We start from the raw sequence: 21,043 nt of genomic DNA, 5'->3' as shown, positions 1-21,043 counted from the left end.
GAATTGTTACCTAAAACTCCAATTTTTATAATTAGCAGAAGCCTCTAGTTGATTTTCAATAGTATCAGGTAATTCAGGGAAGAAATCAATACCTGTTTTTTGTTCTAATTCATCAATAGAAACCACAAAATCAGATAGAGGTTTGTTGCTTTCTTTATGAGGAAGTAAAAAAGCAATAGCTTTAATTTCAGGCTGAGTATAATCTAATAAAACTTTATAAAAATAATTAGGAACACTTACTTTTTCCTTTCCAATGGTTTTTAAGTTAGGTTCTAAAATACCACCAGTAACAACATACAAACGATTATACTTTTTTGCCCAATAACGAGTTTTTTGTTCTAGTTTATTCCAAATACCAGCGTTAAATTCATGGTTTTGAGGAGAAATGTTAGAGGTGTAAAAAGTTTCATCATGAGCACTTTTAGAAGCACGTCTATCACCAGCAGGACATAAGTGTCCCTTGTCATAACCAGATTTTTTATAATTTCTCCAATCCGCAGACTTTGTCTTTACCTTAGGGTCTACAATAAAAAAAGGACGTTTACGATTGGTATAAACAATATCACTTTTATCTAAAGGATAAGCAACCCATTCGGCTTGCTCGTGTTTTTCGCTATATGATAACTGGTAGCCATTATGTTTTATAATGACACCAGTTGTTGAGGTAGGAAAGTAATTGAAGTTATTAGTTTTATTACTAGTTGTTTCTGTTGTAGATTGAGAAGAACCATTAGCCTCTTCTTTTTGTTGTAACCAATAACCTACAAGCAAAGCAACAATGGTAATAACAACCTTTATTTTCCTTGAAGTACTCATTTAATTACCTAACAAAATTTCTTTAAAATCTTCAGTTTTTTCAACTTCATTAAAAATTTCTTGAAACTTAATAGGAGGTACTGTTAATTTACGCTTAACCAAATCTAACCAAGCACCATAAACAGTTATAACTGCAGAGAGCTTACCTGCTTGATTAAAAACTTCATGCTGAATTTTCCAACGCTCACCTTTTCCAGATAAACCAGTAACCTTTAAGTTAACAGTTATGTCTTCTCCCATGTGTATTTCACGTAAAAACTTGGTGTTTTCTTCAAATAAAATAGGGCCAACGTTTTCTTTTGTGAAATCTTGAACAGTTACATTATGCTCTTTAAAAAAACGTAAACGTAATTCAGCAGCATAGTCATTATATGCGGTATGACGCATGTGTATATTGGCATCAAAATCTGCCCATCGTGTTTTAAACTCAACACTAAAACTCATATCAAAAAAATTTAAGAAAGCGAATTTACAAATTTTATGCTTTCACATCCAAAGCATCACGAAGTGTATTTCCAATTAACATAAAAGCCATTACTAAACTCATAATAGCAATTCCAGGAATCAATGCTAAATAAGGTTTTCCAAGAATAATGTAGTTATAGTGATTTTTAATCATAGCACCCCAAGAAGGAGTAGGAGGTTGAGCTCCAATACCTAAAAAACTCAGTCCGCTTTCAATTAAAATAGCAGCAGCAAAATTTGCGGCAGAAATTACAATGATAGGAGCTAAAATATTAGGTAAAATATGTTTGAAAATAATTCTAAAATCAGAAAAACCTAAAGCTTTGGCAGCTTCTACATATTGCTGCTGTTTGGTAGTAATTACTTGACCACGAACTACACGGGCAACTTCTACCCACATGGTTAGCCCTACAGCAATAAAAACCTGCCAAAAACCTTTTCCTAAAGCTAAAGTAATAGCGATTACTAATAAAAGTGTTGGAATGGACCAAGTGATATTAATAATCCACATAATAAAATCATCAATCTTTCCACCAAAATAACCAGCAATAGCACCAATAGGAATTCCTATTAAAAGTGAAATAAACACAGCTATAAACCCAATAAAAAATGAAATTCTAGCACCAATTAATAACCTGCTTAATAAGTCACGACCATATTTATCAGTTCCTAAATAAAACGTTTTTTGCTGAATGTACTTTTCGTAAGAAACAGGAAACTCTTTAGGTAAACCATCGGAGTATTTAATAACTTCTAACTGATTATTTTTAACAGAAAATGATTTAATAGGTATTTCTGTTGATGAATTTTGCTTTCCTTCCATAAAAACAGAAAACCACGATTGTTGATTTTTTACTTCTGAAGGAACACTTAATAGTTGTACAGAAAATCCAGGAGATTTCGAGTGAATTTCTAAATGCATTTGATTGGCAGAGTTACTGTTATCAGGAGCTAAAACATAGCAAAAAACAGCAATAAATCCGCATAAAACAATATACCAAAAACTAAACATACCTGTTTTACTACGTTTAAATTTTTGGATGGCTATTTGCCATAAAGATGTACCTGTATTATTATTCACTCTTTTGTATTTCTTTCAAGTTATTGACATCAATACTTGATGGATTTTGAAAAACTTCCAAATCAAAATATTTTACAGAAGCTAAAATATGATCAAAAATGTTCGCCATAACACGTTCATAATCTACCCAATTTTTCTCTCTACTAAACGCATAAATCTCTAGCGGAATTCCATTAGCAGTTGGCTCTAACTGACGAGACATTAATAACATGTCTTGATTAATTTTTGGGTGATTCTCAATGTATTTATCTAAATAAATTCTGAAAGATCCAAAATTGGTAAGGTTTCTACCATTTAGAATAACCGATTTATCTACGTTATTTTCTTCATTATATTTTTTAACCTCTTTACTACTTTCTTCTATGTAATCAGAAATTAATTCAATCTTTTTAAAACGTTCAATATCTTCATCGGTAAGAAAGTGGATGCTATTTATTTTAATTAAAATTGATCGCTTTATACGTCTACCACCTGAGGTGTTCATTGTTCTCCAGTTCTTAAAAGAATCGGATGTTAAGTAATACGTAGGAATACTGGATATTGTATTGTCAAAATTTCTAATAATTACCGAAGTAAGATTAATTTCAACCACATCACCATCGGCACCATATTTTTCCATAGTAATCCAATCTCCAATTCTAACAGTATCATTTACTGCTACTTGGATACTTGATACAAAACCAAGAATGGTGTCCTTAAAAATTAATAATAATACAGCTGAAAAAGCTCCTAAAGCAGTTAAAAATCTAATTAAAGGTTTACCTGTTAATACTGAAAAAGATGAAATAGCAGCAATTAACCACAATATGACCATAAAGATTTGTACATAGCTTTCTAAAGGTTTGTCTTTGAAAGCATTTGTGGTACGAAGAAAATCTTTAACACTCAGTAAGATACTGCGTATAAACCAAACAATAGCAAAAATAATGGCAATAGTTGCAATACGTTCAGCATAAGTAAACAAGTGAGGGAAATCAACTAAAATATCTTTTAAAAAATTAAAAACAATAGTAAGAATAACAATTCTAGAAAGGTTTAAAAAAGCTTTGTTTTTAATAAGCATGTCATCAAAACTAGTTGATGTTTTTGCAGCCATTTTATTCACCGTTCTTTTACCAACATACCTAAATATTTTGAATAAGATATAACCTAAAATTCCAAATATAATTAGGTTTGTAAATAAATTTAGATAAATGGCAAGCGTTTCCGAGAGTGAAAAATGCTCTTTAAAAATTCTGTAAAAAAACTTGTTCAACATAGTAGAGTTAAGTTAAAATTCTGTGATTTCTTCGCCCATTTTTAAGCCGAACTTTTTTCTAAACCAATATACAACAGCATACAAAATAGGAGTGTCCAGAGCTGCTATAATGACTTTAAATAAAAAACCGCTAAGTAAAAGGCTACCAAAAATACTCCAAGGAAGTATTTTAAAAGAACTCAATAAAAATAATACGGTAAAAGTATCTATAAATTGTGACAAAAAGGTAGAAAAATTATTACGAAGCCATAAATGTTTTCCTTTAGTTAGCCTTTTCCAAAAATGAAAAATACGAATATCTATAAACTGAGCAGCCAAGTAAGCTAACATAGACGCTAATACTGCTAAAGGAGAAAGCCCAAAAACCTTTGTAAAGGTTTCATTTCCTATAGGAGAGTTGTCAATTGCAGGAGCGTAATCAGCTACTAAAATAATTAACATAGAAAAAAAGGAAGCAAAAATACCTGCTACAACAACTTGATTGGCTTTTTTCTTACCATAAATTTCAGAAAGAATATCAGTAATTAAAAAAGTAATAGGATAAGGAAGTATTCCAACAGACACTTCAAAACGAAATAAATTAAAAGGTTCCCAATAAAAAAACTTCTGAAAAATTAGGTTTGAAGTTACAAGAGAGGCTATAAATAACGAAGCTAAAACTAGGTAAATAAGTTGTGCTTGAGATTTTTGTTGTACAGTCATAAAACGAAGATAGTAATTTTAAAAGTTGTATGTTTGCAAGGTTAAACAAACAACAAAACAAACAAATGAAAGCGTATATTTTTCCAGGTCAAGGAGCACAATTTACAGGAATGGGGTTAGATTTATATGAAAACTCTCCATTAGCTCAAGAACTTTTTGAAAAAGCAAATAATATATTAGGTTTTAGTATTACCGACGTAATGTTTGAAGGTACTGCAGAAGAATTAAAACAAACTAAAGTAACACAACCTGCTATCTTTTTACATTCAGTAATTTTAGCAAAAGTTTTAGGAGATGATTTCAAACCAGAAATGGTTGCAGGTCACTCTTTAGGAGAGTTATCAGCATTAGTAGCTAATGGTGTATTGTCTTTTGAAGACGGATTAAAATTAGTTTCTAAACGTGCTTTAGCAATGCAAAAAGCATGTGAAATTCAACCATCTACTATGGCAGCTGTGTTAGGATTAGAAGATGCTGTAGTTGAAGAAGTTTGTGCTTCGATTGATGGAGTAGTGGTAGCAGCAAATTATAACTGTCCTGGACAATTAGTAATTTCTGGGGAAGTTGAAGCAGTAGAAAAAGCTTGTGAAGTATTGAAAGAAAAAGGCGCGAAAAGAGCGTTACTTTTACCAGTAGGAGGAGCATTTCATTCACCAATGATGGAGCCAGCTCGTGAAGAATTAGCTGCAGCTATTGAAGAAACTACATTTAACGAACCTATTTGCCCAGTATACCAAAATGTGGTAGCGAAAGCAGTAACAAATCCTGCTGAAATTAAAGAAAATTTGATAGCACAATTAACAGCGCCAGTAAGATGGACGCAATGTGTGCAAGCAATGATTGCTGATGGTGGTGCTGAGTTTGTTGAAGTTGGTCCTGGTAAAGTATTACAAGGATTAATGCGTAAAATTGATAGAAGTGTAGCTGCTAGTGGAGCTTCTTTAGCATAAATAGTAAAAGCATATAGTATAGAAAAATCCCGTTCCAAAAGAACGGGATTTTTGTTTTTGTGAAAAAGAAAGTTGTTATTTAGCTAAGACACAGTCTTCGCAATCTTTAACTTCACCATAATAGGTTTCTCTGTATTTGTGTACCGTTTCAAGCGGTATAATATTTAAAAACATTTTTTTAATGTAGGTAACATTAGTATGAAGTTTACCCATTTTTCTTGAAAATCGTTTTTCTAAACGTGTTTCTCTTTTAATTTTAATCAATTTCATTATTCTAGTATCATTTAATTAGGATACAAAACTAAAAAGCTTAAAGCGTGATGTCAATTAATAAACGTTAAAACATTAAAAATCAGCTAATAAATATGTGTTCTTGAATTAGGAGTATACTATTTTAAGAATATGATAATAGGAAGTGGAAACAATTCACAAATTAGAGGTGTAAAAAAGCTGTTTTTTATTAAAATGAATGAAAAATCACTCAAAATTGATTGAAAATAATCAAAAATGAGTGGTTTTTTGTCTTTTTGTATAAGAAATTTTAGTTTCTGATATCTAAGGTTTGGAATATTTGTGCTTTTTTAGGAGCTAAAAGAATTAAATAAATTAATAAGATTACTCCTAAAAGCAAAAAGTCTGGTTTTAAAATTAAAATCAAAAAACAAGCACCTTCAATAATAGCCCATCTTACTATAGAAGCAGTTTGATAAACCGCAAATTTCTCCTCATTACTAGCATCTTTTTGTATTTTGCTTAACATGTTTTTAAACATGAAGTTACTAGCAACATAAGCTATTGCAGGAATAAAAGCATAGAATAAAGAAGAGTTATCAATCACCATGTCGAATATAATCTTAAAATTACCTAAAATGGTAAAAGCAAGAGTAATGCCGGCAACTAAAGCAAGGTGGATAATTTTTAAAGTTTTAATTTTTTGATCCATAAGGTTTCAGTCCAAATTATTGAATAAAATCATTTATAGTTTTAGTAATAAATGCTAATTGTTCTTCATCTAATTCGGTATGCATTGGTAATGAAATAACTTCATCAATTAATTGATTAGTTACTGTAAAGTCACCTTCATTATATCGGTCGTCTTGATATGCTTTTTGAGCATGTAACGGAACAGGATAATAAATAGCATTTGGAATACCGTTATCTAATAAATGTTGGTGTAGTTCATTGCGTTTTCCGTTGGTAATTCTTAATGTATACTGATGGAAAACATGCGTAGTAAAATCGCTAATAGTTGGTGTAATAATATTTGAGTTACTAGCAAAGGCGTTTGAATAATATTCTGCAGCTTTTCTACGAGCATCACAATAGCTGTCTAATAAAGGCAATTTAGCTTTTAATACAGCTGCTTGAATAGAATCTAAACGAGAGTTTACTCCAACTACATCATGGTAGTAACGTTTGTACATTCCATGGTTAACCATTCCTCTAAGTGTATGTGCTAATTCATCATCATTCGTAAAAATAGCACCACCATCACCATAGCAACCTAAGTTTTTAGAAGGGAAGAAAGAAGTAGTTCCTACATTTCCAATAGTTCCTGCTTTCTTCTTTGTTCCGTCAGAAAAAGTGTAATCTGCTCCAATGGCTTGGGCATTATCTTCAATTACAAATAAGTTGTGTTCTTTAGCAATTTCTAAAATAGCTTCCATATTAGCACATTGTCCAAATAAATGTACAGGAACAATGGCTTTTGTTTTAGGAGTGATTGCCTTTTTTAAAGCTTCAATGTCAATATTAAATGTATCTGGTTCAACATCAACTAAAACAGGAGTTAATTTTAATAAGCCAATTACTTCAACTGTTGCGGCAAATGTAAAATCTGCAGTAATAACTTCATCTCCTGGTTCTAAACCTAAGCCCATCATCGCTATTTGCAAAGCGTCGGTACCATTAGCACATGGAATTACATGCTTAACGCCTAGATAATTTTCTAAATCAGCTTGAAATTCATGAACGTACGGTCCGTTAATATATGCTGAAGAATTTAGAATTTCTTGAATTGAAGTATCAACTGTATCTTTTATTTTTTGATATTGACTTTGTAAGTCAACCATTTGAATTTTTCTCATTTTGACATGATTTTATAGACATCAAAAATACAAACTATCTTTCATTGTTAAAGGGTCTTTGTAGAAAATAATAAGAGCAATAAGCGTATGTTTTGTATCAGTATTATACAATATGTTTAATATATGAATTATAAAGCAACAAAGGTTGAGTATTGTCGTTTTGTAAAAAGAGAAACTAAGGTTACGTGTTACTTAATGAAAACATCTAAACGTAAAATAGCATTTAAGGTTTTAATAGGTTATGCCACTTTGGCGGTTTTAGCAGTTGTTTCAGGAATTTTGTTATTTTCTGAAATTAAAACATATATAGAAATCCAAAAGCAAGGTGTTTCTGATAGAAATAATATTATACAAACAGGAGGTTTAATTGCTGATATATATGAAAATGAAAATCTAGGAAGAGCTGCTATTCAGTTGAATTCTTATAAACGATATAATGAGTATGTAACAGAAAATAAATCATTATTAAAAAAGATTGATTCACTTAATTTCTTAGCAAAAGATGTATCTAAAAAATCAATTTTAGATAGTGTTAAGTTAGTTCTAAATAAAAAACGAAAAAACATAACGAGTTTAAGAAGGTTAAACCAAAGAAATGCTTCCGAGAAATCTATTAACGAAGCTATAGATAAGCTAGGGTCTATAGATTCACTACTTGGAAAGGGTTCAGTAAAAGATCTTGTTGATAATCCTGATGTTTTTAGTAAAAAAACAGGACTAAGTTTAGAAAGGTACTTAAAGTTGTTTGATAGAGAAGATGAAGAAAAACCCGTTAATGCTGAAGAGCAAAAACAAATAGATTCTTTAGTTTCAGCTTCTAAAGAAATACTTCAAAAAGCTCAAAGAGAAACAACCATTAAGCGGAGGTTTTTGCGAATAAAAGAAAGGGAGTTAATAGAAAACGATATCACAATATCAAGAAAATTACGAGAGGTTTTAAGTGTGCTTGAAAGAGATGTTATTTTCAATGCAAATCAAGCTCATAAAAAACATGAAGAAACGCTTGGGCGTAGCAAGAACATAATTCTTTTAGCTACGGGAGTTGGTTTTGTTATCATCGTACTTTTCTCAATAATAATTTTAAATGATTTTTGGAGAAGTCAACATTATAGACAAGAATTAGAAAGTGCGAATGCAATAACCTCATCGCTTTTAAAAAGTAGAGAGCAGTTAATATCTATGGTTAGTCACGATTTGAGGACTCCGCTAAGTACAATTACTGGCTTTAGTGAGTTGTTGCAAAAATCTATAGCTAATACTAAGGAGAAAAACTATGTAGTGCACATACAAAATGCATCGGTTTACATGGGACAGCTTGTAGGTGACCTTTTAGAGTTTTCCAAATTAGAAAACGGTAAAATAACTATTGAGGCTATTCCTTTTGATTTAAAGAGAAATATAGAAGAGGTGGCAAATAGCGCTAAAAATCTTGTTCAAAACAAGCCTGTTTCAGTGAATGTAAAACATGATGAAAAAATAAACTCACTAATTGTTAGCGACCCTTTTAGAATAAAACAAATACTATATAATTTAGTAACCAATGCCTGTAAGTTTACAAAAGAAGGTTCAATTACAATACAGAGTAAATTAAGAAGTGTAAAGGAAAAAAAATATATAGAGATTGCGGTAATCGATACAGGAGTAGGAATAGGTAAAGACAAACAAGAAAAAGTATTTAAAGAATTTACACAAGTGCACGAAAAAGAGAATGGTCAAAATGGATTTGGATTAGGTTTAACTATTTCCAAAAGACTAGCGGAACTTTTGGGAGGTTCTTTAACTTTACAAAGTAGCTTGGGGAAAGGAAGCAGGTTTTCACTATTTGTACCAGTTACATTTGCTGAAGGAAAAACAAAAGAATATGAAGCAAATTATCAAAAAGAGATGCTCAACATTCATGCAGTAGTGGTTGAAGATGATACTTCTTTGAGATCATTGTTAAAGAATGTTTTAAAAGGATTTGGAGTTACAGTAACTTCTTTTAGTAATGCACAAGAAGCACTGAATGAAATAGATAATGTTGCTTATGATTTGGTCTTGACTGATATTCAGCTTCCTAAAATGAATGGTATCCATTTTATGGAGACTTTAAAGAAGCATAATTCCTATAAAGGTCAGCCCATCGTAGCAATGACTGGAAGGGCGAATTTATCAGAAAGTGAATATATTAAAAACGGCTTTTCAGATGCATTAATTAAACCTTTTCACTCTAAAAGATTAAAAGAAATTTTACAACAGTTTTTTGATTTTAAAATCCAAGATAATGATGTAATCAATAGTTACATTGATAACAAGAATACAGATAGTTTTGATATTACTACCTTGAAAACATTTTTTAATAATGATGAGGTAGAGATAAATAAAACTTTAGAATCTTTTTTAAAAGATACTGAAGAGAACTTATTGTTATTAAAGAAGTTTGTGAAAGAAAATGACTTACAGGGATTTAATAATGTTAGTCATAAAATGTTAGGAATGTCAAAGCAACTAAAAGCGACTAAACTAATTGCTTTTTTGGAAGAATTTGAGGTTAGTGATGAGATAAACAAAACCTCATGGAGAAATTTTGAAAAAGAGTTGAAAATCTTTTTAAAGGAAGTAAAAGAGTACCTTAACTAATATCATACTCTTTCAATTTATTATATAAGGTTTTTCTGGTAACGTTTAAAAGCTTTGCAGCTTTAGTTTTGTTATTTCCAGCCTCATGTAAAGCTCTAATGATAAGTTTTTTTTCATTTTCTTTGGTAGAAAAATCATTAGGTAAACTGTATTGACTTTCGGTGTTTTTTAATTCTTCAGGTAAAACTTCTTTTCCTATAATTTCAGTTTGAGATAAAAGCGTAGCTCTTTTAATAACATTAGATAATTCTCGTAAGTTTCCAGGCCAATTATATTGTTGAAATAAAGCTAGAACTTCCTGAGAAAATCCAGCAATTGATTTGTTGAGCTGTTTGTTAGCCTTTTCTAAGAAGAAATCAGCATATAGAATTAAATCATCTTTTCTATCTTTTAAACTAGGAACCTTGATAGAAAACTCATTTAAGCGATGGTATAAATCTTCTCTAAAATTACCTTTTTCAACAGCTAACAATAAATCTTCATTAGTAGCTGTAATCAAACGAATGTCTACCATAATTTCTTTACTACTTCCAACAGGCTTAATCTTCCTTTCTTGTAAAGCACGTAATAACTGTACCTGACTTTCATAGTTCAAATTTCCAACTTCGTCTAAAAAAAGAGTTCCTCCATTTGCAGCTTCAAAATGTCCTATTTTATCATTTATAGCTCCAGTAAAAGATCCTTTTTGATGCCCAAAGAACTCGCTTGAAGCAATTTCTTTAGGTATGGCTCCACAATCTACAGCAATAAATGGTTTGTCTTTACGTAAACTTTGGGTATGAATTGTGTTTGCAACAACCTCTTTACCTGTACCACTTTCACCTGTAATAAGAACAGACATGTCGGTTGGAGCTACTAAGTGAATATGTTCGTGTAAACTTTTAGAGGCTGAACTTATGCCTGAAACAATATTAGAATTTGAGTTTGAAACTTTTTTATCTTCTTTTTTGGTCTCAGTAATTTTTTCAGCTTTAACCTCAAGAGCATTACTAATCACCTCTAAAACTTCATCAGGGTTAAAAGGCTTAGAAATATAATCAAAAGCTCCTTGTTTCATTGCTTGTACTGCTGTTGAAACTTCTGCATAACTAGTCATTAAAACAACAGGAATATTACTATCGGTATTTTTACTCTGTTTCAATAAATCAATACCATTTCCATCAGGAAGGCGTAAATCAGTAAAAATTAAATTATAGGAATGTTTTTTTAAGAGAGTGAAAGCGTTTTTAATAGTATAGCTAACCTCTACAGTGTACTGATGTCGCTCTAAGAAATGTTTTAACATATTAGAAAAAGTAACATCATCCTCTACCAATAAAATCTTTTTCATAAAAAATGTTTATTCTAAATTGTTTGTATAAATATAAGCTCTTTGTAAAAAACAAAAAGAGCGTTTTACATGAAAACGCTCTTTCGTCAATAAAATTGAGGAGGGAAATAAAAAAATTACTTTTTTGAATTGCTAACTTCTTTTTCGTCTAATAAGTTACCTTCTTTGTCAGTATAAATAGTTTTGTTAGTGTTGTTTACACTAATTTCTAATTTATACTGCTCTTTTTCGTTTACAAAAGCTTTACTTAAGGTAGCCTTAGGGAAGCTTTCCTTAATAGAGTTTACTAATGTTGCTGGTAACTTGTCTAAAGAGATTTCTTGGAATCCATCCGTTACAACCGTATGAACTGGGGTAATAGGGGAATTAGTGTTATTTACTGTTGCGTAAGTTGAAACTCCTGCTAAAATTGCTACTGCTAAGATTAATTTTTTCATGACATTAAGTTTTTAAGTTATAATTATTTATTGTTGTAATACAACAAGGGGAATATGTGTGTTATTTTACTTCTTTGGCATCTAACCAGTTTCCGTTTTTGTCTGCAAAAAGAGTTTTGCTTTCATTTTCTAAGCTAATCTCTAATTTGTATTGCTCTTTTTCGTTTACAAAAGCTTTGCTTAATTTACCTTTAGGAAAACTTTCTTTTACAGATTTTACTACTGCTGCTGGTAATTTATCTAAAGAAACTTCTTTAAAACCTTTTTCTACAACCGTGTGAACTGGAGTAATAGGAGAAATAGTGTTGTTAGTTGTTGCGTAAGTTGAAGCTCCTGCTAAAATTGCCGCTGCTAAAATTAAATTTTTCATGATATTAAGTTTTTAAGTTATTTACGTATTTGCTTGTTGTATTGAAAGAAATATGCCATCAATTTCAATTAAACTCTTAAAATATTCAACATATTGATTGTTAGTTGTTTGTTGTTTTGTAAAGGTTGTAGAGGTAATGTTTTTATGTGTAAAAAGTGTGTAAACAATTAATTAATACTGTGTAAAAGTTACACGATTTACTCAGAAGATAAACAATAAATATTTCTGTTATCTTTGAAGAAAATCATCCCTAATGAAGTTATTTAAAAAGTCTTTAAAAATTGTTCTGTTATTATTAGTGTTAGTAAGTGTTGGAGTTTGGTTATTTACAAAAACCTTACATCCTACGTATAAAGGAGAGTTAGCATTAGCTAATATTTCAGATAAAGTTACGGTGTATTATGATGAGGTTGGAGTACCGCATATCAATGCGCAAAATCAACTAGACGCTTATACTGCTTTAGGGTATGTGCATGCTCAAGATAGGTTGTGGCAAATGGAACTAATCAGAAGAATTGCAGCTGGAAGATTAGCAGAAGTTTTTGGAAAAGATTTGGTAAGAGTAGATAAGTTTTTTTCTGGATTAGGAATTGAAGAAGCTGCCGAAAAAACGATTCAAGAATTAGATAAAAATTCAGAAACTTATAAATTAACGGAAGCTTACTTAAATGGAGTTAATCAGTTTATTGAAGAAGGAGTAACGCCATTAGAATTTTACTTAGTAGGGTTGGATAAAGAAAATTATACAGTTAAAGATGTATATAATGTTTTTGGTTACATGGCATTTAGTTTTGCAATTGCACATAAAACCGATCCGTTGTTAACTGAAGTTAAAGAAAAGTTAGGTGAGTCTTATGTAAATGAGTTGTTGAATTCTTTCGATAAAAATTTAACACTGAATAAGACAACGAATAAAGAAGCTATTAAAGCAGAAATGTCTGTTGCGGTTAATGAGATTATAGAGCAATTACCAGTTGCACCTTTTATAGGAAGTAATTCTTGGGTAATCGCACCACCTAAAACTAAAAACGGTAAAGTAATTTTTGCTAATGACCCGCATATTACATTTTCTCAACCATCGGTTTGGTATCAAAACCATATAAAAACTCCTGATTTTGAAATTTACGGATTTAATCTAGCGTTGATGCCATTTCCGTTATTAGGACATAATAAAGAGTATGCTTACGGATTAACAATGTTGGCAAATGATGATTTGAATTTTTATGTGGAAGAAAACAATCCTGAAAATCCGTTGGAATATAAAACTCCTCAAGGGTATAAGAAATATGAGTTGTGGGATAAGTATATAAAAATTAAAGGAGGAAAAGACACCATGTATCAAGTAAAAGTAAGTAAGCACGGACCAATTATGAACGGGTTAATTGAGCATATTACTGATGATAGACCCGTGGCAATGAACTGGATTTATACGCAGTTACCAAATAAATTATTGGAGGCTTCATATAAAATGTCGCATGCTAGTTCGTTGAAAGATTTTAAAACAGGAACTGCAAAAATACATGCACCAGGACTAAATGTAATGTATGGTGATGCCAAAGGAAATGTAGGTTGGTTTTCCTCAGCAAAACTATATGAGTTAAGAGATAGTTTATCTTCTAAAATGTATTTAAACGGAGCTTCTGGGAACGATGAAATTGTAGAGTATTTAGAATTTGAAGAAAATCCGCAAGCAGAAAATCCTAGTTGGAATTATGTGTATTCAGCAAATAATCAACCTGATTCAGTAAGGGGGAAATTGTATCCTGGATACTATCAGCCTGAAGATAGAGCGAAGAGAATTGTTCAGTTATTAGAACCTAAAAACGATTTTACGAAAGAGGATGTAGCTGAAATGATTTACGATGTAACCTCGCCTGTAGTTCCAGAAATTGGAAGAGAATTATTGAGTAGTGTGGATAAATCGTCACTATCTCCTTCTGCAAAAAAAGCATATTCGGTGTTAGAAAAGTGGAATGGAGAATATTTAAAAACTAATGTAGCTCCGACTATTTATAATCGATTTTTATATGAATTTTTAACTGCTACTTATAAAGATGAATTAGGGGATAGTTTTCAGTTGTTTATTGATACGCAATTACAAGATCAAGTGTTAGCAGAGCAGGCTAAAAGAGAACAATCAGTTTGGTGGGATGATATTTCAACAACAAATAAAGTTGAAACTAGAAATGAAATAATTACCACAGCTTTTCAAAAAGCAATCACATTTTTACAAAATCAATTAGGAGAGAATGTAGAAAATTGGACGTGGAATCGCGTAATTTCAGTGGAATACGAACACGCTATTGGTAAAGCAGGTGGTTTGTTGCGTAAGTTTTTCAATGTAGGTCCATTTGAAACCATTGGAGGAAATGAGGTGATTAACAACCAGATTTTTAAGTTAGATAGTACAGGAGTATATAAAATTCACGGAGGGCCTTCAACACGTAGAGTGATTGACTTTTCTGATGTAGAAAATAGCATTGCGATTTTACCTACAGGACAATCAGGAAATGTGTTTAGTCCTTATTACAAAGACCAAGCACAAAAATATGTAGATGGTGAGTTTGTAAAAATGAACCTTAATGAGGCAACTATACAAAAGAGTAAAAATAAATTGGTGTTTTTACCGAAAAAGTAATGGTAAGTTGAATACGTTATTTAGAGGAATGAGATAAACTCTATCTACATATGTGCTTTTTTTAATGATAGCAGAATTCTTTTAAAAAAAAACTTTCTATTGGGTTACGAATTGTGATATTGATAAAAATTATTGTTTTAATTTTAATGTAAAAAAGTTAAAATATACATATCAAAAAGGTGATTTAAAGTAACTTTAGATGGTCTCGTCCTTTTTTACTATATTTAATTTTAAAAGAGGAGGCTTACCTCCTCTGAAAATTACGCTGCAACACAATTTCCTGCGCTACATGTTCCAGCTTTTGGTACCCAACCTGTACCTGTCCAGACGTTTCTTGTACAATTACCTCCGTCCCCACATTGACAATATAAATAACCATTGCCATCATGAGCCCCGTCACAGTCTGGGTTTGGGCTGGTGAATGTATTTCCTCCAAATGTGTTTTTTTGCTCTTTCTTATTAAGAGCTCTTCCTAATTTTAAAATTGATTTTTTCATTTTCAAAATAATTTAAAATTTAATATACTCCTTGAACATTTATAGACACTCAAGGTTTGTGTCTGTTTTTTTATTTTAATAGGCGTGAAAAAAATCGAAGAACTGATTTTTACTTAGAAAAGAAATATCATAGATTAGTTATAGTCAGTTTTTATAGCTTTTTCATGTTTTTTTAAAGAACAACTAATATAATAAAAAAGATTTTCTGTGACGTAATAGAATTAAAACTTTATTTTTGAAAAGTAACTAAGTCAAAAACGTATAGCTTTTTCAATTTTTTTGTTGTGTATAAACTGTTGAACTATTTTCTTTTTAAACACGTTTAATCTAATAAAAGAGAATATTAAAATTCGTTATAATACTCAGAAAAAGACAAGTCAGGATTGTTTTGGGTAAATGAATTTTGTAAAGAAATTTTGGTTTGTTTAGGAAATTAAACTTCCTTATAAACCTTCTCAAAAGGAATTCTAAAACGTTCTCCATACACTCCTTCGGGTTTGCGAATACCACATGACACAACCATGTTAATTTCTGCGCCAAAAGGTAACCCCAGCAAACGTTTTACACGCCAAGTGTCAGAACCTTCCATAGGGCAGGTGTCGTAACCTTCAGCAGCCATTGAAAGCATGAATGTTTGTGCTGCTAATCCACAAGTTTTGTGAGCTACAATGCGCATATCACTATTGCGAACTTCTCTATAAATAGGTCGAAATACCCCAACAATTGAAAATAGTATATACTTCAACCAGCCAAAAATTCCTAAGAAATCAAAATACGTGAAAGGAATTAGCTTTCCGTAGTAGTTACGTGCTACTTTTTCTCTACTTCGTTGTTCTGATTTCGGATTGTTTTTACCAAAAACTGTATCCATAAAAGCTAAATTAGCTTTAGATCTTTTACGCCACAAATCTTTACGAGTAATAAAAACCACTAGCTGCTGAGCAGTTTTAGCTGCATTTTGATTAAAGCATAATGGAGCCATTTTTTTTATAATTTCCTTATCAGTGATATGATAAAACTCCCACAGTTGCATGTTGCTACTGGTAGGAGCTAAACTCGCCTGTTCTAAACATTTTTTTACAATGGAAGTGTCTATCGGTTTTTCAGGGTCGTACACTCTTACCGAACGACGATAGTTGACAGCTTCTGATACGGTTTTTTCACTCATTTATTTGGGGTGTCTTGATTCTTATGTCTACTAATCTTTTGTCTAATAAAACTATCCTAATTTCATTAAGGTTTTTAATTGCTGAAGTTTTCCTTTGTAGGGTGCATATCGAGTAGGTACATCTAGCCAAGTTCCGCGAGAAACCACTCCTTTATGATGAGAAAAAGTATCAAAAGTTTTTTTTCCGTGATAACTACCTATGCCACTTTCTCCCACGCCACCAAAAGGCAACCTATGATTAGCAAAATGTACTGTAGTATCATTTACCGTACCTCCACCAAACGAAAAACGCTCAATCATTTTCTTAGCAAATGAATTTCTATTGGTGAAAACATATAAAGCAAGAGGCTTATCATATTTAGCTGTTATTTTTTCAATATCAGCTTCATTTTCATAGGAAATTAGAGGTAAGATAGGGCCAAAAATTTCGCCTTTCATTACTTCACTATCCAAACTAGGTTCATCAATTAAGGTAGGGGCAATGTAGCAATCATCTCTATCAGTTTGTCCACCAATTACACACTTTTCATTTTCTAGCATAATGGCTAAACGATCAAAGTTTTTAGTGTTTACGATACGTGGAAAATCAAAGGAATTTTGAGGGTTTTCGCCATAAGCTCTAAAAATTTCCTCCTTAAACTCTTGTATAAACTGTTCTTTTACCGACTTATGAATTAATAAATAATCAGGAGCAATACAAGTTTGTCCACCATTAATAAATTTCCCCCAAACCAAACGCTTTGCAGCTAGTTTGATGTTTGCAGTTTCATCAATAATAGATGGGCTTTTTCCTCCCAATTCTAGAGTAACTGGAGTTAGGTGATTTGCCGCAGCCTTAGCAACAATTTTTCCTACAGGTACACTTCCAGTAAAGAAAATATAATCCCAACGTTGTGCTAATAATTCTGTAGAAATAGTTACACCACCTTCTACAACAGCTACATGATTTTTATCAAAAACAGCTTCAATGATTTCTTTGGTGATTTTACTTGTGTTAGATGTTAGTTCAGAAGGCTTTAAGATTACAGTATTTCCTGCTGCAATGGCTCCCAATAAAGGAGCAAATGCTAGTTGATACGGATAATTCCAAGGAGCAATAATTAAAACAGTACCATAAGGTTCTTTATAAATTTTAGCTGATGATGGAAAGTTTAATAAAGAAGGCAATACACGCTTGGGTTTGCTCCAAGAATATATATTTTTTATCGCCATTTTTAACTCAGCCAGTACGATAGAAGTTTCAGTCATCACAGCTTCGTATTCTGATTTTTTAAAATCATCATGTAAAGCTTTGATAATATCTTGTTCTCTTGTAATAAGCTCTTTTTGTAGTCTTTTTAAAGTACTTTTTCTAAAGGAGATATCTTTGGTTTGTTGTGTTGCAAAATAATTTTTTTGCGACTGAACCAATTCGGGAATATTCATAGGTTATATATCTTGTATTTTTTTATTCATTATTGAAAACCATAATGGAGGCACCAAAGCTACGAGCATCATACCTGGATATCCTGTTGGCATTTGAGGGCTCTCTGGTAATGATTTTAAGAGTTGATAATGTTTACTTCCGTTATAGTGATGATCGGAATGGCGAGATAAATTAAACAGCATTAACATACCAATTCTGTGATCAGAATTCCATGAATGAGTTCTTTTTACACGTTCATAACGACCTTTTTCGTTTTGTTTACGTAGTAGTCCGTAATGTTCTATATAGTTTACAGTTTCTAATAATAAAATTCCAAAAACAGCTGCTGCAGTAAAAGCAAGTAGCGCATTTAATCCAAAGAGAAATAAAATACCTACTAATAACAGTATGTTGCAAATCGTATAGATAAGCATTCTGTTTTGCAGATGAAACCAATTTCTGCCAGAATTTTTTAGACGTCTGTTTTCTGTTTCCCAAGCTTGATAGTAGCTTTGAAAATGAGAACGGATCCAGAATAGATATACTATTTCATTTTTTCTTGCGGTTGCAGCATCTTTAGGTGTAGCTACATTAAAATGATGTCCGGCATTATGATAGGGTAAAAAGTGAGTATCTAAAGATGTTAATAATAAAATCTCACCTAAAAACTCATCAAAACGGTTGTTCCGATGACCTAATTCATGTCCTACATTAATACCAATTACACCACACATTAATCCCATAGCAGAGATTCTTCCTATATATTCTATGGTGGTTAAATGTGCATCTTTCATCATCCATAAAAACCATCCTAAAAAAAGTAATTGAATAGGTACTGTTGCGTATAAGATATAAGTATACAGCTTGTTTTCTTTTTCTCGCTCTTCCTGTTCTTTATCTAGGTTTTGTTTGTCTGGGTTAAAAAGCAGTTCAAGTAGAGGAACAAACCCAAAAAATACAACTAAAGGTAATAAAGTTAACCAACCCATACTCGTAAACGAAATGTATACAGTTATAGGGAGTATTAAGATAGTTAAAAATTTAAGAGCTTTCATCTTACGTGAAATTTGTCTAAATATACAAATTACAAGCAAGCATCCCAAACTGGGTCAGAAGGAGTTGGAGCAGTGATTTTAATAAGTTCTTTACTAACTGGATGCGTAAATTCTATTTTTCGAGCATGTAAATGAATACTTCCATCTTTATTGCTTCTTTTTGCTCCGTATTTTAAGTCGCCTTTAATAATAGCACCAATATTAGAAAGTTGTACACGAATTTGATGATGACGTCCTGTTTCTAAGTCAACTTCAAGCAACGAATAGTTATCTAATTTTTTAAGTGTTGTGTAATGTAAAGTAGCTTTTTTACTTCCGTTAACTTCTTTGTTGTATGCTGTAGACTTATTGTTCTTTGGATTCTTTTTTAAAAAATTTGTTAAAGTGTCAGCAGCTTTTTTAGGTTGTTGTTGAACAATTGCCCAGTATGTTTTTTTTATGGTTTTGTCACGCAACATTTTGTTTAAGCGTTCTAGAGCTTTAGATGTGCGTGCGTAAATAACAATGCCAGAAGTAGGTCTGTCTAAACGATGAACAGTTCCTAAATAAACATTACCAGGTTTGTTATATTTTTCCTTAATATATTCTTTAACTACATCAGAAAGAGGTTTGTCGCCTGTTTTATCGCCTTGTACGATATCGCCAGCACGTTTATTAACCACAATAATATGGTTGTCTTCATGTAAAACCTGTAAGTTTTCTTTAGTAGAGTGCATATTAGGAGTTACCTTAAGGTTACTAGAAGAACTATTTGAAGTTCTCAGCTACGTCCTCATTTACCTGATCGATAAAACTTAAAAACTCATCGCGTCCCATTCCAGTAGAAGAAGAAGTTATAAAAGACATTGGTAATTCTTCCCAATATTTTAATAATTTCTTTTTATAAGCAGTAATTTGTTTGTTAAGTTTAGAACTACCTAATTTGTCTGCTTTGGTAAAAACAATACAGAAAGGAATACGGTTTTCACCTAAAAACTGCATAAACTCTAAGTCTATTTTCTGCGGATCATGTCGAGAATCAATTAAAACAAAGGTACAAACCAGTTGTTCACGCTCTTTAAAATAATTTTCAATAAAGAATTGAAAAATTTGTCGCTTCTTTTTAGATACTTGAGCATAACCATACCCTGGAAGATCTACTAAAAACCATTCATCATTAATTTTAAAATGGTTAATAAGTTGAGTTTTTCCTGGCTTACCAGAGGTTTTTGCTAAATCTTTTCGCTCCATCAACATGTTGATTAACGAAGACTTACCAACGTTTGAGCGGCCAATAAAAGCATACTCAGGTATTCTGTCTTTAGGAGCTTTGGTAACATTACTGTTACTCATTACAAATTCAGCAGATTTTATTTTCATACTATAATTAAGCTAGTTTAGCTGTTGTTATATTTCGCGTTTAGAAAGCCAGCTTTCTAAAATTTCATTAAACTCTTCTGGAGTTTCCATCATAGCTGCATGCCCACATTTATCTATCCAAAATAAATCAGCATCAGGTAAGAGTTTTTTGAAGTCTTCAGCAACTTCTGGTGGAGTAACGCTGTCTTGTTTTCCCCAAATTAAACAAGTAGGTTGTTTCATGTTGGGTAAATCTTTAGCCATATTATGACGAATTGCACTTTTAGCAATGGCTAATGTTCTGATCAATGTATTTCTATCGTTGATAACATCATACACTTGATCTACAAGTTCGTCTGTGGCAATAGCTTTATCATAAAAAACATCTTGCGCTTTTTTTCTAACAAACTCTTTGTCACCTCTTTTAGGATAGCTATCTCCCATAGAGTTTTCGTATAGCCCTGAACTACCTGTTAAAACTAATGCTTTAACATCTTCAGAGTAATGTTTTGTGTAGTATAAAGCTATATGTCCGCCTAAAGAATTTCCTAATAAAGTAACATTTTTAAGTCCTTTGTACTCTATGAAATCATGTAAAAATTTGGCTAAATTTTTCACGTTGGTTTTAAGGAGAGGTAAGGTGTATAGGGGTAATTCTGGAATAAAAACTTGATATCCTTTTTTTGAAAGATGATTAAAAGTGGAGTTAAAATTACTTAAAGCACCCATTAGTCCATGAAGAATGATAATTGGGCTTCCTTCTCCTGCTTCAGCGTATGTAAATTTGTCTTCTTTCTTTAAAAATTCAGTCATTATGTTTCTGATTT

21 protein-coding genes are annotated in these 21,043 nt (G+C 31.5%); 3 read left to right on the top strand and 18 right to left on the bottom strand.

Annotation, left to right across the window (positions count from 1 at the left end; translation table 11 throughout):
- Positions 1 to 6 precede the first annotated feature (6 nt).
- The 5 genes from VCM48_RS07905 to VCM48_RS07885 all read right to left on the bottom strand — a co-directional run bounded on the left by VCM48_RS07905 (position 7) and on the right by VCM48_RS07885 (position 4,322).
- Complete coding sequence (locus VCM48_RS07905) at positions 7 to 816, bottom strand: DNA/RNA non-specific endonuclease (protein WP_482270151.1); 810 nt, start codon at positions 814 to 816, stop codon at positions 7 to 9.
- A complete protein-coding gene (locus VCM48_RS07900; protein ID WP_274639565.1) occupies positions 817 to 1,260 on the bottom strand; it encodes an acyl-CoA thioesterase in 444 nt (147 codons plus the stop codon).
- 34 nt (positions 1,261 to 1,294) lie between these two features.
- Positions 1,295 to 2,362, bottom strand: a complete 1,068-nt coding sequence (locus VCM48_RS07895; RefSeq protein WP_482270150.1) for an ABC transporter permease — start codon at positions 2,360 to 2,362, stop codon at positions 1,295 to 1,297.
- Entirely contained in the window at positions 2,355 to 3,458 is a 1,104-nt protein-coding gene (locus tag VCM48_RS07890) for a mechanosensitive ion channel family protein (protein ID WP_482270149.1), read from the bottom strand. Before VCM48_RS07890 ends, VCM48_RS07895 begins: the two co-directional genes overlap by 8 nt.
- A gap of 174 nt (positions 3,459 to 3,632) precedes the next feature.
- Complete coding sequence (locus VCM48_RS07885; RefSeq protein WP_047790793.1) at positions 3,633 to 4,322, bottom strand: queuosine precursor transporter; 690 nt, start codon at positions 4,320 to 4,322, stop codon at positions 3,633 to 3,635.
- Between the two features lie 65 nt (positions 4,323 to 4,387).
- On the opposite strand from VCM48_RS07885, the gene fabD reads away from it, so the two are divergent.
- On the top strand, positions 4,388 to 5,272 hold the full coding sequence (gene fabD / locus VCM48_RS07880) for an ACP S-malonyltransferase (RefSeq protein WP_047790801.1): 885 nt from the start codon (positions 4,388 to 4,390) through the stop codon (positions 5,270 to 5,272).
- A 75-nt stretch (positions 5,273 to 5,347) separates the two neighbouring features.
- Here fabD and VCM48_RS07875 read toward each other — a convergent pair whose 3' ends face one another.
- From VCM48_RS07875 to VCM48_RS07865, 3 genes are all read right to left on the bottom strand, one after another.
- Positions 5,348 to 5,542, bottom strand: coding sequence for a hypothetical protein (locus VCM48_RS07875; RefSeq protein WP_028891267.1), 195 nt, complete (start codon positions 5,540 to 5,542; stop codon positions 5,348 to 5,350).
- Between the two features lie 271 nt (positions 5,543 to 5,813).
- Positions 5,814 to 6,215, bottom strand: coding sequence for an MFS transporter (locus tag VCM48_RS07870; protein WP_482270148.1), 402 nt, complete (start codon positions 6,213 to 6,215; stop codon positions 5,814 to 5,816).
- A gap of 16 nt (positions 6,216 to 6,231) precedes the next feature.
- Entirely contained in the window at positions 6,232 to 7,359 is a 1,128-nt protein-coding gene (locus VCM48_RS07865; protein ID WP_482270147.1) for a DegT/DnrJ/EryC1/StrS family aminotransferase, read from the bottom strand.
- 195 nt (positions 7,360 to 7,554) lie between these two features.
- Here VCM48_RS07865 and VCM48_RS07860 point away from each other — a divergent pair, with 195 nt between their 5' ends.
- The gene (locus VCM48_RS07860; protein WP_482270146.1) at positions 7,555 to 9,978 is read left to right on the top strand and encodes a hybrid sensor histidine kinase/response regulator; all 2,424 of its coding nucleotides are present in this window, start codon (positions 7,555 to 7,557) and stop codon (positions 9,976 to 9,978) included.
- Here the strand turns inward: VCM48_RS07860 and VCM48_RS07855 are convergent.
- The 3 genes from VCM48_RS07855 to VCM48_RS07845 form a co-directional block, all read right to left on the bottom strand.
- The gene (locus VCM48_RS07855) at positions 9,971 to 11,308 is read right to left on the bottom strand and encodes a sigma-54-dependent transcriptional regulator (RefSeq protein ID WP_482270145.1); all 1,338 of its coding nucleotides are present in this window, start codon (positions 11,306 to 11,308) and stop codon (positions 9,971 to 9,973) included. The two genes, VCM48_RS07860 and VCM48_RS07855, sit on opposite strands and share 8 nt — an antisense overlap.
- Before the next feature lie 116 nt (positions 11,309 to 11,424).
- Complete coding sequence (locus VCM48_RS07850) at positions 11,425 to 11,745, bottom strand: hypothetical protein (protein ID WP_440122672.1); 321 nt, start codon at positions 11,743 to 11,745, stop codon at positions 11,425 to 11,427.
- Between the two features lie 61 nt (positions 11,746 to 11,806).
- Positions 11,807 to 12,115 (bottom strand): PepSY-like domain-containing protein, encoded by a 309-nt coding sequence (locus VCM48_RS07845; protein WP_482270144.1) that lies wholly within the window; start codon positions 12,113 to 12,115, stop codon positions 11,807 to 11,809.
- A 253-nt stretch (positions 12,116 to 12,368) separates the two neighbouring features.
- On the opposite strand from VCM48_RS07845, the gene VCM48_RS07840 reads away from it, so the two are divergent.
- A complete protein-coding gene (locus VCM48_RS07840; RefSeq protein WP_482270143.1) occupies positions 12,369 to 14,753 on the top strand; it encodes a penicillin acylase family protein in 2,385 nt (794 codons plus the stop codon).
- 260 nt (positions 14,754 to 15,013) lie between these two features.
- Here VCM48_RS07840 and VCM48_RS07835 read toward each other — a convergent pair whose 3' ends face one another.
- From VCM48_RS07835 to VCM48_RS07805, 7 genes are all read right to left on the bottom strand, one after another.
- Complete coding sequence (locus VCM48_RS07835; RefSeq protein ID WP_099215564.1) at positions 15,014 to 15,250, bottom strand: hypothetical protein; 237 nt, start codon at positions 15,248 to 15,250, stop codon at positions 15,014 to 15,016.
- A gap of 433 nt (positions 15,251 to 15,683) precedes the next feature.
- The gene (locus VCM48_RS07830) at positions 15,684 to 16,418 is read right to left on the bottom strand and encodes a nitroreductase family protein (RefSeq protein ID WP_482270142.1); all 735 of its coding nucleotides are present in this window, start codon (positions 16,416 to 16,418) and stop codon (positions 15,684 to 15,686) included.
- Between the two features lie 51 nt (positions 16,419 to 16,469).
- Positions 16,470 to 17,843 carry an aldehyde dehydrogenase gene (locus VCM48_RS07825; protein WP_482270141.1) on the bottom strand — a complete coding sequence of 458 codons (1,374 nt, stop codon included), beginning with the start codon at positions 17,841 to 17,843 and terminating at the stop codon, positions 16,470 to 16,472.
- Between the two features lie 3 nt (positions 17,844 to 17,846).
- Positions 17,847 to 18,878, bottom strand: coding sequence for an alkane 1-monooxygenase (locus VCM48_RS07820; protein WP_482270140.1), 1,032 nt, complete (start codon positions 18,876 to 18,878; stop codon positions 17,847 to 17,849).
- Positions 18,879 to 18,907: 29 nt separating this feature from the next.
- Positions 18,908 to 19,594 carry an RluA family pseudouridine synthase gene (locus tag VCM48_RS07815; RefSeq protein WP_482270139.1) on the bottom strand — a complete coding sequence of 229 codons (687 nt, stop codon included), beginning with the start codon at positions 19,592 to 19,594 and terminating at the stop codon, positions 18,908 to 18,910.
- Between the two features lie 31 nt (positions 19,595 to 19,625).
- The gene (gene yihA / locus VCM48_RS07810) at positions 19,626 to 20,237 is read right to left on the bottom strand and encodes a ribosome biogenesis GTP-binding protein YihA/YsxC (protein WP_482270138.1); all 612 of its coding nucleotides are present in this window, start codon (positions 20,235 to 20,237) and stop codon (positions 19,626 to 19,628) included.
- Between the two features lie 27 nt (positions 20,238 to 20,264).
- Positions 20,265 to 21,029, bottom strand: coding sequence for an alpha/beta fold hydrolase (locus VCM48_RS07805; protein ID WP_274639579.1), 765 nt, complete (start codon positions 21,027 to 21,029; stop codon positions 20,265 to 20,267).
- Positions 21,030 to 21,043: the final 14 nt, after the last annotated feature.

The sequence above is a fragment of the Tenacibaculum sp. DPLXC6 genome (assembly GCF_056815515.1).
Note: the sequence above shows the minus strand (reverse complement) of the source record. Positions and strands in the feature narration are given on the sequence as shown.

Bases quoted from the DNA above. Each gene is read 5' to 3' on its own strand.
- VCM48_RS07830 (WP_482270142.1), bottom strand. From the start codon at position 16,418: ATGAGTGAAAAAACCGTATCAGAAGCTGTCAACTATCGTCGTTCGGTA.
- fabD (WP_047790801.1), top strand. From the start codon at position 4,388: ATGAAAGCGTATATTTTTCCAGGTCAAGGAGCACAATTTACAGGAATG.
- VCM48_RS07875 (WP_028891267.1), bottom strand. From the start codon at position 5,542: ATGAAATTGATTAAAATTAAAAGAGAAACACGTTTAGAAAAACGATTT.
- VCM48_RS07865 (WP_482270147.1), bottom strand. From the start codon at position 7,359: ATGAGAAAAATTCAAATGGTTGACTTACAAAGTCAATATCAAAAAATA.
- VCM48_RS07850 (WP_440122672.1), bottom strand. From the start codon at position 11,745: ATGAAAAAATTAATCTTAGCAGTAGCAATTTTAGCAGGAGTTTCAACT.
- VCM48_RS07840 (WP_482270143.1), top strand. From the start codon at position 12,369: ATGAAGTTATTTAAAAAGTCTTTAAAAATTGTTCTGTTATTATTAGTG.
- VCM48_RS07820 (WP_482270140.1), bottom strand. From the start codon at position 18,878: ATGAAAGCTCTTAAATTTTTAACTATCTTAATACTCCCTATAACTGTA.
- VCM48_RS07870 (WP_482270148.1), bottom strand. From the start codon at position 6,215: ATGGATCAAAAAATTAAAACTTTAAAAATTATCCACCTTGCTTTAGTT.
- VCM48_RS07885 (WP_047790793.1), bottom strand. From the start codon at position 4,322: ATGACTGTACAACAAAAATCTCAAGCACAACTTATTTACCTAGTTTTA.
- VCM48_RS07855 (WP_482270145.1), bottom strand. From the start codon at position 11,308: ATGAAAAAGATTTTATTGGTAGAGGATGATGTTACTTTTTCTAATATG.
- yihA (WP_482270138.1), bottom strand. From the start codon at position 20,237: ATGAAAATAAAATCTGCTGAATTTGTAATGAGTAACAGTAATGTTACC.
- VCM48_RS07905 (WP_482270151.1), bottom strand. From the start codon at position 816: ATGAGTACTTCAAGGAAAATAAAGGTTGTTATTACCATTGTTGCTTTG.
- VCM48_RS07825 (WP_482270141.1), bottom strand. From the start codon at position 17,843: ATGAATATTCCCGAATTGGTTCAGTCGCAAAAAAATTATTTTGCAACA.
- VCM48_RS07835 (WP_099215564.1), bottom strand. From the start codon at position 15,250: ATGAAAAAATCAATTTTAAAATTAGGAAGAGCTCTTAATAAGAAAGAG.
- VCM48_RS07900 (WP_274639565.1), bottom strand. From the start codon at position 1,260: ATGAGTTTTAGTGTTGAGTTTAAAACACGATGGGCAGATTTTGATGCC.
- VCM48_RS07845 (WP_482270144.1), bottom strand. From the start codon at position 12,115: ATGAAAAATTTAATTTTAGCAGCGGCAATTTTAGCAGGAGCTTCAACT.
- VCM48_RS07890 (WP_482270149.1), bottom strand. From the start codon at position 3,458: ATGGCTGCAAAAACATCAACTAGTTTTGATGACATGCTTATTAAAAAC.
- VCM48_RS07815 (WP_482270139.1), bottom strand. From the start codon at position 19,594: ATGCACTCTACTAAAGAAAACTTACAGGTTTTACATGAAGACAACCAT.
- VCM48_RS07805 (WP_274639579.1), bottom strand. From the start codon at position 21,029: ATGACTGAATTTTTAAAGAAAGAAGACAAATTTACATACGCTGAAGCA.
- VCM48_RS07860 (WP_482270146.1), top strand. From the start codon at position 7,555: ATGAAAACATCTAAACGTAAAATAGCATTTAAGGTTTTAATAGGTTAT.